Genomic DNA, 15502 nt, shown 5'->3' on the forward strand with positions numbered 1-15502 from the left:
CACGGCCACCATGTGGAGCAACGTCAGAGTGACGGCATGCGTTCCGGACGGAATCCGTGACGCAGCGCCCAGGCGACGGCCTGAGCGCGCGTGTTGACGCCCGCCTTGCGGTAGGCCGAGCGGATGTAGGTCTTCACGGTGTTGATCGACAAGTAGCACAGCCGGGCGATCTCTTCGTTGGAGTAGCCCTGTGCGATGAGCCCGATCACCTCGGCCTCGCGTTCGGTCAGGTCGATGTCCTTGCCGGGCCATTCGGTTTCCGGCAGCGGGTCGACCGCGTCCGAAAGCACGACCGCGTGCTCCCCGGCCGCGATCTTCTCCAGCGCGTCCACCAGCCGAGCGGTCGGGACGGCCTTGGAGATGTACCCGTGGACGCCGATCGCGAGTGTGTCGCGCACTGCGGACTCGTCCTCGGTGAAGGAGTAGGCGACGACCTTTCCCACCTTGGCACTGTCCAGCAGATGCCCGACCTCTGCGGAACCGCCCCGGGGTGCGGCGAACGTGTCGTACACCGCGATGTCGACCGGTTGCGACTCGTCGTCGTCCACATCGAACTCCACGACCTGCACGCGATCGCCGTACGGCGCGAGCACCGCCGCCAGACCGGCGACGACGAGTTCGTAGTCGTTGACCAATGCAAGGCGCAACGGGTGACCGTCGGGTGGAACGGCGGGCTCGTGGGGGGAGGAACGGGGCACGTCAGCGGGGGCGATCACTGGGTTTCCTTCGGGACATCAGTTGCCGGACCGACCCAGCGGTCGATCCGGCAACGACGTGAGCGATCAGTTCAGGGCGGAGAGTACGGCGTGCTGGAACGCCGGCAGGTCGTTGGGGTTGCGGCTGGTGATGAGATTGCCGTCGACCATGACGTCCTGGTCGACCCAGGTGCCACCGGCGTTCTCGATGTCCGTCTTCAGACTCGGCCACGAGGTCAGTGTCCTCCCCTTGACCACGTTTGCCTCAACCAATGTCCAAGGTGCGTGACAGATCGCTGCGACCGGCTTGCCGCTCGCCACGAAATCCTTGACGAACTGCACCGCGCCATCGTTCGTGCGTAGTTCGTCCGGGTTGGCCACTCCACCGGGCAGGACGAGCGCGTCGTAGTCGTCGACACTCACGTCCCTTACCACCTTGTCGACCTTCTGTGTCTCGGTCTTGTCGAGGTGATTGAACAACTGAACGGTGCCGGACTCGGTGCTGATCAGTTCGGTGTCGTGACCTGCATTGCGCAGGGCTTCCCACGGGTCGGTCAATTCGACGGCTTCGACGCCTTCGGTGGCTGTCAGGAATGCAACCTTCACGGCTGAGCACCTCCTGGGAGATCGATGAGGACTCGGGTCTTCGCCCGGTCGTTGGGCAGGCTTACGGTATGGAGTTTTCGCGGACAAATGTCCGATGCTGCACTGATGCGGCACTAAATCACCCCGTGGGGTGGCGCTGCCTCAGCACTTGGCGTGCCGCTCGCGGAACGGCGGCAGTCCACCGTCGCGGGCGATCATCGCGAGCACTTCCGCAGGTGCCTCGGTTCCGCGCTTCTCGTGAGCCGCCTTGACCTTCTGGGCCCGCTCCAGCCGCAGCCGCGACTTCGGATCACCCTGGGTGGACACCTGCGCAGGGCCGAAGACGGTGAGGCCGGCGTACTCCAGCCGCCACAGCAACCTGTAGCCGATACTGAGTCCGGTCTTGTCCTTCACTGCGGCTACATCCTCTGAGTGTGGTGCGGGGCTGACCCGAGAATCCTACGTCGTGTCATGGTGCTCAGACGTACGGGACGAAGGTCGGCCCGGGCAGCCGGCCGGTGGACGCGTCGCGCGCCGCTTCGTAGGCGTGCCCGATCTCCAGCAGGGTCTGCTCGCTGTGTGCCGTGCCCCAGAACGTGACCGCCACCGGCAGGCCGACCGCCAGTTCGGACGCAACGGTGAGCAGCGGGTAGCCGGCCTGAGCGGACGGTGCGGTGCACGAACCCGAGACGTGCTCGTGGTTGACATGGTCGATCAGGAACGCCGGCGGGTAGGCGGGGGAGACCAACGCGTCCAGATCGTGCTCGCGCAGCACCGCGTCGATCCCGTCCTCGCGTCCCGCACGTCGACACCGGGCGAGCGCTTGCTCATACTGCGGTGACTCGATGTCGGGACCCTCGAGAGCCTTCTCGAACAGCGACTGGCCGAAGTACCGCAGCTCGCGATCAGCGTTGACCCGGTTGAACTCCACGACATCGGCGAGGTCACGCGGGCCCTGGCCGCCGCGGGTCGCCAGGTAGTCGGTGAGGTGCACCCGGAGTTCGGCGAGCAGCACGATCTCCTCGTCCGGCCAGCTGTACTCGGGCGCGAGATCGGCGTGGTCGATGATCGTCGCGCCGGCCCGGGAGAGCAGTTCGAGGGCGCGCTCCGCGGGCGCGTCCGCGTGGGCGCTGTAACCCCAGTAGGTCTTGCGCGGGACGCCGATCCGCCTGCCGCGCAACGGTTTGTCGTCGGGCTCGGGGATGGCGTAGTCGTCAGCGGTCAGTACCGAGAGCAAAGCGGCCGACTGTGCGACGGTCGTGGTCATCGGACCGGGTGAGTCCTGAGAGACCGACACCGGTATGACCCCGGTCGTCGGCACCAGACCGACTGTCGGCTTGAGCCCGACGCACCCGTTGAACGCCGCCGGGCAGGTGATCGAGCCGTCCGTCTCGGTGCCGATCGCGAAGTCCGTGATGCCCGCACCCACCGCGGCGCCGCTGCCCGAACTCGACCCACCGGCGGAGCGGTTGAGCGCGTACGGGTTGCGGGTGAGCCCGCCATATCCGCTCCACCCACTGATCGAGTTCTCGTCGCGGATGTTCGCCCACTCACTCAGGTTGCTCTTACCGACGATCACCATTCCGGCATCACGCAGACGGGTGACCAGAGCCGCGTCCCGCGCAGGGTTCGGCAGTTCGGCGAGCGCGAGGGAGCCGGCAGTGGTCGGCAGGTCGGCCGTGTCGATGTTGTCCTTCACCAGGACCGGGACGCCGTGCAACGGTCCGCGGGGTGCTTCGGCGTCACGTGCCCGTGCCTGGGTCGAAGCGTCGTCGGCCACCGTGCACACCGCTGCGATCTGTGGGTTCACCTCGGCGATGCGGGCCAGCGTTCGTTCGACCAGTTCGGCGCTCGTGGAACTCATACCGGCGATCGTCGCAGGTCTCGGTGCTCCTAGAGTCATCACCATCCGTCGATGTGATCGTTGCCGCGACAAGGAGCACTCCATGGGCGCATCATTCGTCTACGACGCCGTTCGTACCCCCTTCGGTCGTTACGGCGGTGCGCTCGCCGGCACGCGCCCGGACGACCTCGCCGCACTGGTGGTCGGTGAACAAGCGCGGCGCGCAACGGCATTGGACCCCGAACGCATCGACGAGATCCTTCTCGGCAACGCCAACGGTGCGGGCGAGGAGAACCGCAACGTGGCGCGTATGGCCGGGTTGCTCGCGGGCCTACCGGTGGGGATTCCCGCCGCCGCGGTCAACCGGCTGTGTGGCTCGAGCCTGGACGCGGTGATGCTCGCCTCCCGTGCGATCGAGGTCGGCGATGCGGACGTCGTGATCGCCGGCGGCGTCGAGTCGATGAGCCGCGCACCGCTGGTGATGCCGAAGCCGGAGAAGCCCTTCCAAGCCGGAAACATGGACCTGGTCTCGACCACCTTGGGGTGGCGTCTGGTCAACAAGAGGATGCGACCGGAGTGGACGGTGTCCCTGGGTGAGGCGACCGAGCAATTGCGTGAGAAGCACGGCGTCACCCGTGACCGACAGGACGAATTCGCCGCTCGCTCACACCGTTTGGCGAACCAAGCCTGGGGTGACGGCTTCTTCGACAACCAGGTCGTTGCCGTTCCCGAGGTCGAGCTGACCCGTGACGAATCCATCCGTCCCGACACCACCGTCGAGAAGCTGGCCGGCCTGAAGACCTCGTTCCGCAAGGAGAACGGCACGGTCACCGCGGGTAACGCCTCGCCGCTGAACGACGGTGCGAGCGCGGTGCTGGTGGGGTCCGAGGCCGCTGCCGACCTGACCGGTCTGCAGCCGCTCGCGCGGATCGCCGGCCGTGGCGCGGCAGCGAACGAGCCGCGGTTCTTCGGGTTCGCGCCGGTGGAAGCTGCAAACCGCGCGCTCGCGAAGGCCGGCATCAACTGGTCGGACGTGTCCCTGGTGGAGTTGAACGAGGCGTTCGCCGCCCAGTCGCTCGCCTGCGTCGATGCCTGGGACATCGACCCCGAGATCGTGAACGCCCACGGAGGCGCGATCGCGATCGGTCACCCGCTCGGCGCGTCCGGCGGTCGCGTGGTCGGCACCCTGGCCCGGGCGCTGCAAGCGTCGGGCCAGCGGTGGGGTGTAGCTGCGATCTGCATCGGAGTGGGTCAGGGACTGGCGCTCGTGCTGGAGAACGTCTCTGACCGCCCGGCTCGGCCGCGACGTAGGTCCCATCCGTGTGGCGGCTAACCTGATTCGGCCGTTTCCAAACCGATCAGGGGGATCCCGAGTGAGCAGCAGTACGTCCGTCCGTGAGTTCGCGGTGGAGCAGGACTTCACCCTCGACGAGGACGGGATTCTCGCCCGCCTCCCGTGGCGTCGTGCTGCCGAGCGTCCGCAGCACACCAGCTTCGAGCGGTTCGAGAACGGGCAGTGGTTGCCGGTCACCGCCGAACGCTTCCTGGCCGAGGTGAAGGCGACGGCCAAGGGACTCCTCGCGTCCGGCGTCGGTGCCGGCGACCGCGTCGCACTGATGGCCAACACTCGATATGAGTGGATCCTGCTCGACGCGTCCGTGTGGGCCGTCGGTGGCGCGACCGTGCCGATCTATCCGTCGTCCTCGCCGTCGCAGGTCGAGTGGATCGTCCAGGACTCCGGTGCACTAATCCTGTTGGTGGAGGACGCGATTGCGCGCGACAACCTCTCCGGGGCCGACCTCGCTGATGCCGACATCATGGTCATCGACGACGGCGCCACCGGCGTCCTGCGTCGGCGCGGGGTGGACGTGCCCGACGACGCGATCGAGGCGCGCCTGGACGGTTTGACCCTCGACTCACCCGCCTCGATCATCTACACCTCCGGCACCACCGGACGCCCGAAGGGTTGCGTGATCACCCACCGCAACCTGCTTGCCGAGGCGCGAGGTGTACTCGCCCACCCGATCGGTGAGTCGGTCGCCGGCTCCGGCAAGCGCACCCTGATGTTCCTACCGCTCGCGCACGTGCTGGCGCGGGCCGTGACCTACGCGGCCTACGAGGGTCGCGCCACGATCGGGTTCTGGGGCGATTTCAAGACGATCGTGGACAAGTTCGGTTCCTTCAGGCCCGACATGATCCTGTGCGTGCCGCGGGTGCTGGAGAAGGTGCACGGCGGCGTCCGCGCGAAGGCTCTCGCCGGCGGACCGGTCAAGGCCGAGATCTTCCGTCGCGCCGAACGGGTCGCGATCGAGTGGAGCAAGTGCCAGGGCAACTCGGGTCTGGACGACGCCACGAAACCGTCGGTCCGGCTGCGCGCGGAGCACCGGTTGTTCGACAAGCTCGTCTACTCCAAGGTGCGCGAAGCGATGGGCGGACGCTGCTCGGTCGCGATCACCGGCGGTGGCGCGCTGGGGGAGACGCTCACCCACTTCTACCGCGGCATCGGGGTACCCGCGTACGAGGGCTACGGCCTGACCGAGACCTGCGCGGCGATCACGGTGAACGGTCCGGGCGTGCAGCGCATCGGCACCGTCGGTCGACCGGTCGCCGGCAACGCGGTCCGGATCGCCGAGAACGGTGAGATCGAACTGCGCGGTCCGGTCGTGTTCGAGCAGTACTGGCAGAACTCCGACGCCACCCGCGATGCTTTCCACGACGGCTGGTTCAAGACCGGCGATCTCGGTGAACTCGACGCCGACGGTTATCTGCGGATCACCGGACGCGCCAAGGAGATCATCGTCACCGCCGGCGGCAAGAACGTCGCCCCCGGACCGTTGGAGGAGCAACTGCGCTCGCACCAGGTGATCGGTCACGCGATGCTCGTCGGCGAGGGACGCCCGTTCGTGTCGGCATTGATCGCGCTCGATCCCGAGGGCGTCGCCGACTGGGCCTCGGCGAACGGCAAGCAGGTCGGCCCCGACCTCGCCTCCGACGACCAGTTACGCGCCGAGATCCAGGTTGCCGTCGATGAGGCGAGCGCCGCCGTGTCCAAGGCCGAAGGCATCCGCAAGTTCGTCGTGCTACCCGACGACTTCACCGAGGAGACCGGCGAACTGACCGCCACGATGAAGATCAAGCGCCACGTCGTCGAGCAGAAGTACGCCGAACAGATCGAGTCGATCTACCGCGAGTAGAAACCTGACCCGGCGAATCCTGACCGCTGGTTGAGCCATGCGAATGAGGAACGAATTCGCATGCGCCGAAACCAAGGTGAGACAGAACGGCCACCCAGGCACAGGTCGCCGGGTGGCCGTTCATGCATTCAAGGGTCAGTCGTGGGCCTCGACCCCGCGCGGGAACAAGCTCGGCAGGATGTCGGTCAACGTGAGCACACCGGCGAACCTCTCGCCGTTGCGGATGACCGCCAGTTGAGTGCTGGTCTCCCGCATGGTCGCGATGGCCTGGTGCAACGGAGTGGTGCGCTGGAACTCCACCACCGGACGCGCGAGAGGCCCGGCGAAGTCGTCCAACTCGACCCCGCTGAGGGTGTCGCGCACGTGCACGAACCCACGGACGTGGTCGCCGTCCTTGAGCAGCACCCGCAGGTGACCGCTGCGACGGGTCGCCTCCTGAACATCGCGCACGGTGGCGGAGCCGGCGACCGAGGTGACCTGAGCGCCCTTGCGCAACAGGTTGCCGACCGTGAGATCCTCCAGGCCGAGGGCCTGGGTGATGGACGACTGGTAGCCGAGTTCGAGCGCGCCGACGTTCGCGGAGTGTTCGACCAGCGCGCGAAGAGCCTGCGGGTCACCGGCGATCGTCAGCTCGTCGACCGGCTCGACACCACTACGGCGCACCAACCGGTTGGCCGACTCGTTCAGCAGGCGCAGCACCGGGCGGGTCAGCCACATGAAAGCGCGCATCGGGATGGCCAGCACGGTGGCCGACATCTCCGGGTGCGCGATGGCCCAGGACTTCGGCGCCATCTCACCGATCACCAGGTGCAGGAAGGTGACGATGATCAGCGCGAAGACGAACGCGAGCACGTCGGCGAACGTCGGTCCGAGCCCGACAGCCTCCAGCGGAGGCATCAACCAGTGGTGCACCGCAGGCTTGGTGATCGCACCGAGGGCCAGGGTGCACATGGTGATGCCGAGCTGGGACCCGGCCAACAGCAGCGTCAGTTCGCTGGAGTTGCGCAGCGCGGCGCGCGCCGCACGTGAGTTGGACGCGAGTTCTTCGAGGCGGTGCCTGCGCGCGGCCATGAGCGAGAACTCTGTCGCGACGAAGAACGCCGACAACACGATGATCGCGATGGTCGCAAGGACGACGGTGGTCGTGCTCATGCCCGCCCCTCCTCGTCCGCGGCTGCCCGCTCGACGCGGTCCGCCTCATGCTCGCGTTCCTCGCGCTCCTCGCGGACCAGCGCGGGCTCCGGAAGGGTGAGTCGCACGCGGGTGGGCACGTAGTGCTCCACCTCCAGCACCTCGGCCCGCAGGACGTGCGGGTCGGTCGGCTCGTCGGCCACGAGATCGGCTGCGTCGATCGGTAGTTCGACGTCGACGATCACGCCTTCCTCCGGCAGTGCACCGTAGGCATCGATGATCAGGCCGGCGACGGTCTCGTAGTCGCCCTCGGGCAGGTCGATGTGCAGGGAACGCTCCACCTCGTCGACATGGACATCACCGCCCATCACCCAGATTCCGTCGTCCGGTTTGGGTTCGTAGGACTCGTCCTCGGGGTCGTGCTCGTCGGTTAGTTCGCCGACGATCTCCTCGGCGAGATCCTCGACGGTGAGAATGCCGGTGAAGCCGCCGTACTCGTCCACGACGCAGGCGAGCACCTGGCGCTCGGCGTCCATCTGCTCGAGGGCGTCGGGCAGGTCCATCAGGGACGACAGCACCAACGGCGGCTTGGCGATGTCGGTCACCGGGGTCGCCAGGTCGACGACGTTCAACACGTCGACCAGGTGCACGACACCGAGGATGTGCTCCTCGTCGTCGAGCACGGGGTAACGGGTGTGCCCGGTCGACATCAGTTCGCGCACCTCGCCGACGGTGGCGGTGTCACGGACGACGTCGACGCGCGAGCGCGGCATCATCGCGTGCTCGACGTTCTGCCGCGGGAAGTCGATGATGCGGTCAAGCACGTTCGACAGTTCGGCCGACAGTTCGCCGCGTTCGCGCGACTCCTCGACGACGTGTTCCAGGTCGACCGCGGTGGCTGAGTGCTCGACGTCGTGCACCGGCTCGATGTTCAGCATGCGCAGGAAGAGTTCGGCCGCCTTGTCGAAGACCCAGATGATCGGGCCGAACACGGCCAGGTAGATCTTCGTCGAGCGCGACAGCAGCCCGGACATCTGGTCGGCACGCGCGATCGCGTAGTTCTTGGGGTAGAGCTCACCGAAGAGCATCTGGACGAAGGTGGAGAACAGCAGCGCCAGGATGCTGCCGATCGCGACCGAGATTCCCATCGTGAGGCCGCCGCGTTCCATCACCTCGCCGAGGGCCGATCCGATCAGCGGCTCGGCGACGTAACCCACGAGCAGTCCGGTCACGGTGATGCCCAGCTGCGCGCCAGAAAGCATGAACGAGGTGCGCTTGGTGATCTCCAGGGTGCGCTGCGCGCCCTCGTCCCCGGAGGCTGCCCGAGCAGCCAGCTTGGAACGGTCGACCGCCATGTAGGCGAATTCCTGCGCGACGAAGTATGCGGTGACTGCGGTGATGAGCAGCACGACCACGATTCCGGCCAGCAGCGAGAGCGCGATGCTCATCGGCGGGCCTCAACCGGGTAGGAGGGGAAGGGGCCGGTATGCGGAGGTTGGTCGTCCATCGTCGTTTCTGGTGGGGTGACAGGTCGTTACACAGAGTACGGGCTGCCCGCTCCAACGCGGGCAGCCCGGCTCGGGTTCCTTCGTGGGATCCACGCGCCGCCGTCCGATTCCACGAAGGAACCCGAGCCGGGGCGAGTCGCCTGCCGGCGACAGATGTGAGACCTTCGAAGCAGAACCTCAGCGATGAGATTCCCGGACGAGGGGCGCCGTACCCGGACAGCGACAAGACGGCCCGTGGAGGCAAGTCTTGTCGTGGATCATCCTGGTCGTGTCCGGTGTGCTGGAGGCCGTGTGGGCCACCGCACTGGGCAAATCCGAAGGATTCAGCCGCGTCGTACCGACGGTGGTGTTCTTCGTGGCGTGCGTCGCCAGCATGGTCGGTCTGGCCCTGGCGATGAAGGAGCTCCCGGTGGGCACCGCGTATGCGGTCTGGGTCGGAATCGGGGCGGTGCTGACCGTCGCCTACGCGATGGCGACCGGTGAGGAACCGGTATCGGCCCTGAAGGTGCTCTTCCTGGCCGGCATCGTCGGTTGCGTCATTGGGCTCAAACTCACGCACTGAGCGAGGGCAGCGGAATGTTGGTGTCGTCCAACAGGGTTCGCGCGGCCCACCAGCCGGACATGCCGTGCACGCTGGGACCGGGCGAGGTCGCACCGGAAGCGATGTAAACGCCGTCCAACGGGGTTCGCCACGGGGTCGGCGATGCCACCGGGCGCTTGATCATCTGAGTCATCGTCACCGCACCGGAGGAGAAGTCGCCCCCGGCGAAGTTCGGACTCACCGCACGTTCGAAGTCCGTTGCCCTGGTCGCCGTCGAAGCCAGGATCAGGTCGCGGAAACCGGGTGCATGCTCCTCGATCATCGCGGTGGCCCTCTCGGTGATGTCATGGTCGCTGGCGTACGGCACGTGCCCGTACGCCCACAGCACGTGCTTGCCTGCCGGTGCTCGCGTCGGGTCGACCACGGTCGGTTGCACCAACAGGATGTACGGCCGGTCCGGGATGCGACCGCGCGCGACCTGACGCTCGGCGTCCGCGATCTGTGCGCGGGTGCCGCCGAGGTGAATGGTCGGCGTCTCGCGCAGCACCGGGTCGGTCCAGGGGATGGGACCGTCGAGCGCCATGTCGACCTTCGAGACGCCGTTGCCGTGCTTGAAGCGCTGAAGTGCACGCCGATACCCGGCGGGGAGCCGGTCGCCGGCGAGGCGCAGCAAGCCGGGCACCGCGACGTCCAGCACCGCCCCGTCGTACCCGTCCAACTCGCGCAGGTCGGTTACTTCGACACCGGTGCGGACGCGTCCGCCGTGATGCTCCAGGTCGGCGACGAGGGCGTCGGCGATCGCCTGCGACCCGCCGACGGGCAGTGGCCAGCCGGCGGCATGTGCAGTTGCGCTCAGCATCAGGCCGGCCCCCGCCATCGCCAGGCGTGGGTGCTGACCGATGGTGTGCGCGCTGCACCCGATGAGCATCGCCGGGGCGACTTCGTCGCGAAAACGCAACCCCCACAAGTAAGTTCCAAGCTCCAGCGAGCGTTCGCCGTAGATCGCGGGTCCGGCCAGGTGCTTCGGCACACCGATCAGCGGGCTGGTCGCGAACTGCGAGACCGCGTCGATCCGGTCAACGATCGGCCGCAGCAGGTCGCGGTACGCCTTGCCGTCGCGTCCACCGATCGCTTCGGCGGTGCGGTCGAGGTCGCGGTATCCGCGGCCCGTGCGTCCGTCGGGCAGCGGGTGCCCGAACGAGACCTCGGGCACGACGAGTTCGATCCGGTCGGTCAGCCCGAATGCCTGGAAGAACGGGCTCGCCAGTGCCATCGGGTGGACGGCGCCGGCCAGATCGTGCCGGAACCCGGGAAGGGTGATCTCGCGGGTGGCGGTGCCGCCGCCGACCCAGCCGTTCCGCTCGAGAACCTCGACCTCCAGGCCGGCCCGGGCCAGAGTGACGGCCGCAGCCAGACCGTTGGGCCCGCTGCCGACGACCACCACCCGCCGGCTGTCAGGCATCTGCAGCACCGGCCGTTGCACCGGTGGAGGTGGGTTGTTCGAGCACGAAGATCGCCGACTCGATCCACCCGAACCGTTCCACGAACCACTTCTCGACGGCCTTCGCCCGTTGCGGCAGTAAGGAATCAACCACACGGTAAGGGTATTGAGGTTCGATCCGTACTGCATCGTCCGGGCATCAGCAGGCCTCCCGGACAGCCGCCGGCCTCAGTCGGTTGCATCGGCAGCCTCGCCGGCGGTCCGGGTCAGGGGCCATGCGGCCGCCAGTACGAAGACCTCGGGCGCGAACGCGACGACGGCAGCCGCGATCTTCCACCCAGGGATCAGGAGCAGCAAGCCGGCGACGGCGCAGATGCCGGACGCAACGGTCAGGGATCGGGCCATCGGCCAGGCGGCCGTGTGCCCGGCACGCCACGCGGCCTGGTTGCGCATCGTCCGCGCGGTGCGGATACCCGCCCACTGATTGAGCCTCAGCCGTCCGGTCGCGGCGGCCCACGTTGTCCAGCCGATGGCGGCGGCCACCAGCAGATCGCACGCGACCAGGATCAACACCGCGATGGTCAACTCGTCCATGAGCTCCACGATTTCAGACGAGTTCCCGGAGCCCGCACTTGGACGCGTGACTGACTCACTCATACCCACGGGTGGCCTCAAGGGACGTGCCGAAGTCGAGGGCTGCGCGGCCCACATACGTCCGGTATCGACTGGCATCGTCGATCCGATGCACCTCGGGAGCCGCACCATCAGACAGGGCCGCACTTGAACGACTCGCAGCACCGCCGCAGAAGGGCGCGGGTGATCGAACGGATCCGCCGCCGAAGGGCGGACGACGTACGCCATCACCGCGGTAAGAACATCGCGAAGGTCAGCGGCATCAACCAGCATCCCTTGGTCGGGCTGACGATCAAGACCGGCGTCGCGTCCGCGGTTGCGTGGAAGCTGGGAAACCTGATGCCACCCGACCTCGCGCAGTACTCCTACTACGCCCCGCTCGGCGCGCTCACCGTCATGTACTCCGTGCTCGGCGACTCCGTCAAGGAAGCCTTCAAGGCCGGGATCGCCTTCACCATCGGAGTCCTGGGTGCGCTGACGCTCTACAAGACGGCGCTGCCCAACGCCTTCAGTGTCGGCATCGCGCTCGGGGTGGGCATCCTGGTCGGCAAAGTCGCCCGGTTGGGCGCGCAGAGCACGTGGGTTCCGTTGGCGGCGCTGTTCGTCTTCACCGCCGGGCGCAACGACCTGAACGACTACACGCTCGGCTACCTGCTGCAGATCACGCTCGGCATGGTGGTGGGTCTCGTCGTCAATGCCACTGTCTTCCCCTCCCTCGGATTGCATGACGTCGAACGCCACGCGATGGTCGTGCGTACCGACATCGGGGATTCACTGCAGGCCTTCGCCGACCACTTCCGTCACCCCACGCCGCAGACGGAGGATCAGTTGCGCATGTCCTGTCTGCAGGGACTGCCGGCGTCCGCCGCGGTTCTTCGCGAATTGGGTGAGGAGGCCGGGCGTGCGGGACGCGGCAACTTCCGCAGGGCGCGGTGGGACCGAGTTCGGGCCGATGTCCTCGGGCTCAACGAGGCGACGCAGGCGTGCGCGCTGTTGCTCGAAGACCTTGCTCGCGAGGTGCTCGAGGACGGACTCAAGACCGTCGCGGACGATCAGCGCCGTGCGTTGGGCGACGCCGCGGCTGCGGTGAAGGCCGCGATCGACAACGCCCAGTTCGCGGTCGTGCCAGGTGAACGGGCACGGGAGGCGAACGAGTTGCTCGACGCGAGCATGCGGGACGAGGCTCCGTACATCGCCGAGCGGATCACCCAGTCGCTGCGCCGCTGCGTGCGGTTGGCCGCCGCATGGGTCGACGAGACCTGATCGGTTCAGACGATGGTGGCGATGTGCACAAGCGCATCGCCGGAGTTCACCAACGGTGCCTCGGTGTGGCCGACGATGATGCCGTCGCGGTCGGCGTACACGGCGCGCAACGTCTTGCCGAACGAGTCGTAGAGCGCACCGAGCCGCTCGCCGAGGGCGACGTGTTGTCCCAGGTGTGCGTCCAGGCGCAGGATCCCGGTGCGGCGAGCGCGCACCCAGCCGCTGCCGCGGCACTCGATGGACGGCGTGGGCGGTTCGTCCTCGAAGGGATCGATCATCCCCATCCCCGCCAACACCCGTCGGACGCCGACCACGCAGGGTTCGATCGCCCAGCCGTCCAGGCGCAGGGGCGCACCTGATTCGACGAGCAGGACGCGCGCGCCGCGCTCGCCGGCGACGTGCCGCAACGACCCGTCGCGGATCTCGGAGTGCATCATCGCCGGTGCCGCGAAGGCCGTGGCGAGTTCGCGGGTGCGGGCGTCGTCGAGGTCCGCGCGCACCTGCGGCAGGTTGGTGCGCCGGTCGGACGCGGTGTGCAGGTCGATGCCGACCTCGCACTTGGCGACGACCTCCTGCAGGAACAGGTGCGCGATGCGTCCGGCGAGCGAGCCGCGGGCGGACCCGGGGAAGCTGCGGTTGAGGTCGCGCCGGTCGGGCAGGTAGCGGTCGCCGGCCAGGAAGCCGTGCACGTTGACGACCGGGACGGCGATCAGCGTGCCGCGAAATTCCTTGGGGGACAACGAGGCCAGCACCTCACGGATGACCTCGACCCCGACCACCTCGTCGCCGTGGATCGCCGCGTTGACCCAGACGACCGGGCCGTCCTGCTTGCCGTGCACCACACGGATCGGCAGCGAGACTTCGGCGCCGGTGACCAGCCGGGTGATCGGCAGTTCGGTGTTCTTGGTGCTGCCCGGGCGGACGCGGACGTTGCCGATCGCGAACGACTCGCGCTTCATGCGTGGCCCCGGTTGCGTCGCCGGGTCTGCAACGACGGGCGTCCGCCGTAGTAGGAGTGGCCGGAGTCGACCAGGAAGCCCTGGCGCAGCGCTTCGCGGCCGACAAGCATCCGGAAACCCATCTCGTCACGGTCGGTGAGTGTGAACTCGGCGGGGATCCTGCGGTCGGCGATCGACAGGGTGGTGGAGACGACGATGCGGCGCTGGATCTGCCCGTTGGAACTGCGGATGTCACGGCGGTCGTGCACGGGGAGTTCGGCCGCGACGATGTCGTCGGTGGACTTCTGCCAGGGCCGAACGTCGAAGCGCACCCAGTCGACGCCGTCCCGTTCGAACTCCTGCACCTCGTACGCGTGGATCGAGGAGGTGCGCGCGCCGGTGTCGAGTTTGGCCTTCACCCAGTCGACTCCGAGGTCGGGCAGGCAGACCCACTCGCGCCAGCCGACGGTGAGGTTGGACTCGCTGGGCGCTGGCACCCGGACAGTGTGGCAGGGTGCCACCGTGAAACTCGCGATTCTGTCCCGTGCGCCGCGTGCTTATTCGACCCAACGCCTGCGAACCGCTGCCCTCGAACGCGGGCACGACGTGAAGGTGCTCAACACGCTCCGCTTCGGAATCGACCTGTCGAACGACGAACCCGACCTGCAGTTCCGTGGTCGCCAATTGTCTTCGTACGACGCGGTATTGCCGCGCATCGGTGCTTCGATCACCTACTTCGGTACGGCTGTCGTGCGCCAGTTCGAGCAGATGGACGTCTACACGCCCAACACCGCGAACGGCATCAGCAACAGCCGCGACAAGCTGCGTGCGACGCAGATCCTGTCGCGCCACAACATCGGCATGCCGGCCACCTTCTTCGTGCGCAACCGCGCCGATGTGAAGCAGGCGATCGAGCAGGTCGGTGGTGCGCCGGTCGTGATCAAGCTGCTGGAGGGAACACAGGGGATCGGCGTGATCCTGGCGCCGGAGGTCAAGGTGGCCGAGGCGATCATCGAGACGCTGCAGTCGACCTCGCAGAACGTGCTGATCCAGGCCTTCGTCAAGGAGTCGCGCGGTCGGGACATTCGTGCGCTCGTGGTCGGCGACCGAGTCGTCGCCGCCATGCGTCGGACGGCTCAGGGCGATGAGTTTCGCTCGAACGTGCACCGTGGTGGCTCGGTCGAGGCCGTCGAACTCGATCCGGAGTACGAGGCGACGGCGGTGCGTGCGGCGCAGATCATGGGTCTGCGCGTCGCCGGTGTCGACATGCTCGAAGGCAATGACGGTCCGCTGGTGATGGAGGTCAACTCCTCGCCGGGCCTGCAGGGCATCGAGACCGCGACCAGGCTCGACGTCGCCGGCGCGATCATCGACTTCATCGGTGACCAGGTCGACTTCCCCGAGATCGACGTCCGCCAGCGGCTGGCCGTCTCGACCGGGTACGGCGTCGCCGAGCTGGCGGTGCACTCCGGCTCGGAGATGGTCGGAAAAGCGTTGCGGGACAGCGGTTTGTCCGACCGCGACATCACTGTTCTCACCCTGCACCGCGGCACCTCTGTCACCCCGTCCCCACGTCCGAGCAAGGTGCTCGAGGCCGAGGACCGTCTGCTCTGCTTCGGCAAGCTGGAGGAGATGCGCTCGATGATCCCCGAGCGCCCCAAGCGCCGCCGCCGCGTCAAGAAGCTCGCCCAGAAGGCCATCACCGCTGCCGAGAACCCCTGACCACGCTG

16 protein-coding genes and 1 riboswitch are annotated in these 15502 nt (G+C 67.6%); of the genes, 5 read left to right on the forward strand and 11 right to left on the reverse strand.

From position 1 onward, the window contains the following. Positions 1-23 precede the first annotated feature (23 nt). From EU513_RS08100 to EU513_RS08115, 4 genes are all read right to left on the reverse strand, one after another. Positions 24-716 carry a response regulator transcription factor gene (locus tag EU513_RS08100; RefSeq protein ID WP_239700731.1) on the reverse strand — a complete coding sequence of 231 codons (693 nt, stop codon included), beginning with the start codon at positions 714-716 and terminating at the stop codon, positions 24-26. 66 nt (positions 717-782) lie between these two features. After that, complete coding sequence (locus EU513_RS08105; protein WP_129625390.1) at positions 783-1301, reverse strand: type 1 glutamine amidotransferase domain-containing protein; 519 nt, start codon at positions 1299-1301, stop codon at positions 783-785. A gap of 141 nt (positions 1302-1442) precedes the next feature. Continuing rightward, the gene (locus EU513_RS08110) at positions 1443-1694 is read right to left on the reverse strand and encodes a hypothetical protein (RefSeq protein WP_129625391.1); all 252 of its coding nucleotides are present in this window, start codon (positions 1692-1694) and stop codon (positions 1443-1445) included. A 64-nt stretch (positions 1695-1758) separates the two neighbouring features. Further along, positions 1759-3144 (reverse strand): amidase family protein, encoded by a 1386-nt coding sequence (locus EU513_RS08115; protein ID WP_205744708.1) that lies wholly within the window; start codon positions 3142-3144, stop codon positions 1759-1761. Positions 3145-3226: 82 nt separating this feature from the next. Between EU513_RS08115 and EU513_RS08120 the strand changes: the two genes are divergently transcribed. Both EU513_RS08120 and EU513_RS08125 read left to right on the forward strand, forming a co-directional pair. Then, positions 3227-4456 carry a thiolase family protein gene (locus EU513_RS08120; protein WP_129625393.1) on the forward strand — a complete coding sequence of 410 codons (1230 nt, stop codon included), beginning with the start codon at positions 3227-3229 and terminating at the stop codon, positions 4454-4456. Between the two features lie 40 nt (positions 4457-4496). Then, the gene (locus EU513_RS08125; protein ID WP_129625394.1) at positions 4497-6317 is read left to right on the forward strand and encodes a long-chain fatty acid--CoA ligase; all 1821 of its coding nucleotides are present in this window, start codon (positions 4497-4499) and stop codon (positions 6315-6317) included. A gap of 135 nt (positions 6318-6452) precedes the next feature. On the opposite strand, the gene EU513_RS08130 is transcribed toward EU513_RS08125, so the two are convergent. Together EU513_RS08130 and EU513_RS08135 are read right to left on the reverse strand one after the other, a co-directional pair. Then, entirely contained in the window at positions 6453-7469 is a 1017-nt protein-coding gene (locus EU513_RS08130; RefSeq protein ID WP_129625395.1) for a CNNM domain-containing protein, read from the reverse strand. Beyond that, positions 7466-8896, reverse strand: a complete 1431-nt coding sequence (locus EU513_RS08135; RefSeq protein ID WP_129625396.1) for a hemolysin family protein — start codon at positions 8894-8896, stop codon at positions 7466-7468. Before EU513_RS08135 ends, EU513_RS08130 begins: the two co-directional genes overlap by 4 nt. A 229-nt stretch (positions 8897-9125) precedes the next feature. Next, positions 9126-9193, forward strand: a riboswitch (guanidine-III (ykkC-III) riboswitch). 10 nt (positions 9194-9203) lie between these two features. Here EU513_RS08135 and EU513_RS08140 point away from each other — a divergent pair. Further along, complete coding sequence (locus EU513_RS08140) at positions 9204-9518, forward strand: multidrug efflux SMR transporter (protein WP_129625397.1); 315 nt, start codon at positions 9204-9206, stop codon at positions 9516-9518. On the opposite strand, the gene EU513_RS08145 is transcribed toward EU513_RS08140, so the two are convergent. From EU513_RS08145 to EU513_RS15860, 3 genes are all read right to left on the reverse strand, one after another. Further along, positions 9508-10959 carry an NAD(P)/FAD-dependent oxidoreductase gene (locus EU513_RS08145; protein WP_129625398.1) on the reverse strand — a complete coding sequence of 484 codons (1452 nt, stop codon included), beginning with the start codon at positions 10957-10959 and terminating at the stop codon, positions 9508-9510. The genes EU513_RS08140 and EU513_RS08145 overlap by 11 nt on opposite strands. Further along, entirely contained in the window at positions 10952-11092 is a 141-nt protein-coding gene (locus EU513_RS15855) for a hypothetical protein (protein ID WP_168990203.1), read from the reverse strand. The genes EU513_RS08145 and EU513_RS15855 overlap by 8 nt, the downstream gene beginning before the upstream one ends. A 74-nt stretch (positions 11093-11166) precedes the next feature. Next, the gene (locus EU513_RS15860; RefSeq protein WP_168990204.1) at positions 11167-11532 is read right to left on the reverse strand and encodes an SdpI family protein; all 366 of its coding nucleotides are present in this window, start codon (positions 11530-11532) and stop codon (positions 11167-11169) included. Between the two features lie 222 nt (positions 11533-11754). Here EU513_RS15860 and EU513_RS15865 point away from each other — a divergent pair, with 222 nt between their 5' ends. Then, positions 11755-12834 (forward strand): aromatic acid exporter family protein, encoded by a 1080-nt coding sequence (locus EU513_RS15865; protein WP_168990205.1) that lies wholly within the window; start codon positions 11755-11757, stop codon positions 12832-12834. Between the two features lie 5 nt (positions 12835-12839). On the opposite strand, the gene EU513_RS08160 is transcribed toward EU513_RS15865, so the two are convergent. Next, positions 12840-13793 carry a succinylglutamate desuccinylase/aspartoacylase family protein gene (locus tag EU513_RS08160; protein ID WP_129625401.1) on the reverse strand — a complete coding sequence of 318 codons (954 nt, stop codon included), beginning with the start codon at positions 13791-13793 and terminating at the stop codon, positions 12840-12842. Next, on the reverse strand, positions 13790-14269 hold the full coding sequence (locus EU513_RS08165) for a RimK/LysX family protein (protein ID WP_129625402.1): 480 nt from the start codon (positions 14267-14269) through the stop codon (positions 13790-13792). Before EU513_RS08165 ends, EU513_RS08160 begins: the two co-directional genes overlap by 4 nt. Positions 14270-14294: 25 nt before the next feature. Here EU513_RS08165 and EU513_RS08170 point away from each other — a divergent pair, with 25 nt between their 5' ends. Continuing rightward, entirely contained in the window at positions 14295-15494 is a 1200-nt protein-coding gene (locus tag EU513_RS08170) for a RimK family alpha-L-glutamate ligase (RefSeq protein ID WP_129625403.1), read from the forward strand. Positions 15495-15502 lie beyond the last annotated feature (8 nt).

Origin of the sequence: Yimella sp. RIT 621, assembly GCF_004146205.1 — a bacterium.
Classification (GTDB): Bacteria; Actinomycetota; Actinomycetes; order Actinomycetales; family Dermatophilaceae; genus Yimella; species Yimella lutea.

Bases quoted from the DNA above. Each gene is read 5' to 3' on its own strand.
- EU513_RS08120 (WP_129625393.1), top strand. From the start codon at position 3,227: ATGGGCGCATCATTCGTCTACGACGCCGTTCGTACCCCCTTCGGTCGT.
- EU513_RS08145 (WP_129625398.1), bottom strand. From the start codon at position 10,959: ATGCCTGACAGCCGGCGGGTGGTGGTCGTCGGCAGCGGGCCCAACGGT.
- EU513_RS08160 (WP_129625401.1), bottom strand. From the start codon at position 13,793: ATGAAGCGCGAGTCGTTCGCGATCGGCAACGTCCGCGTCCGCCCGGGC.
- EU513_RS15860 (WP_168990204.1), bottom strand. From the start codon at position 11,532: ATGGACGAGTTGACCATCGCGGTGTTGATCCTGGTCGCGTGCGATCTG.
- EU513_RS08130 (WP_129625395.1), bottom strand. From the start codon at position 7,469: ATGAGCACGACCACCGTCGTCCTTGCGACCATCGCGATCATCGTGTTG.
- EU513_RS08115 (WP_205744708.1), bottom strand. From the start codon at position 3,144: ATGAGTTCCACGAGCGCCGAACTGGTCGAACGAACGCTGGCCCGCATC.
- EU513_RS08135 (WP_129625396.1), bottom strand. From the start codon at position 8,896: ATGAGCATCGCGCTCTCGCTGCTGGCCGGAATCGTGGTCGTGCTGCTC.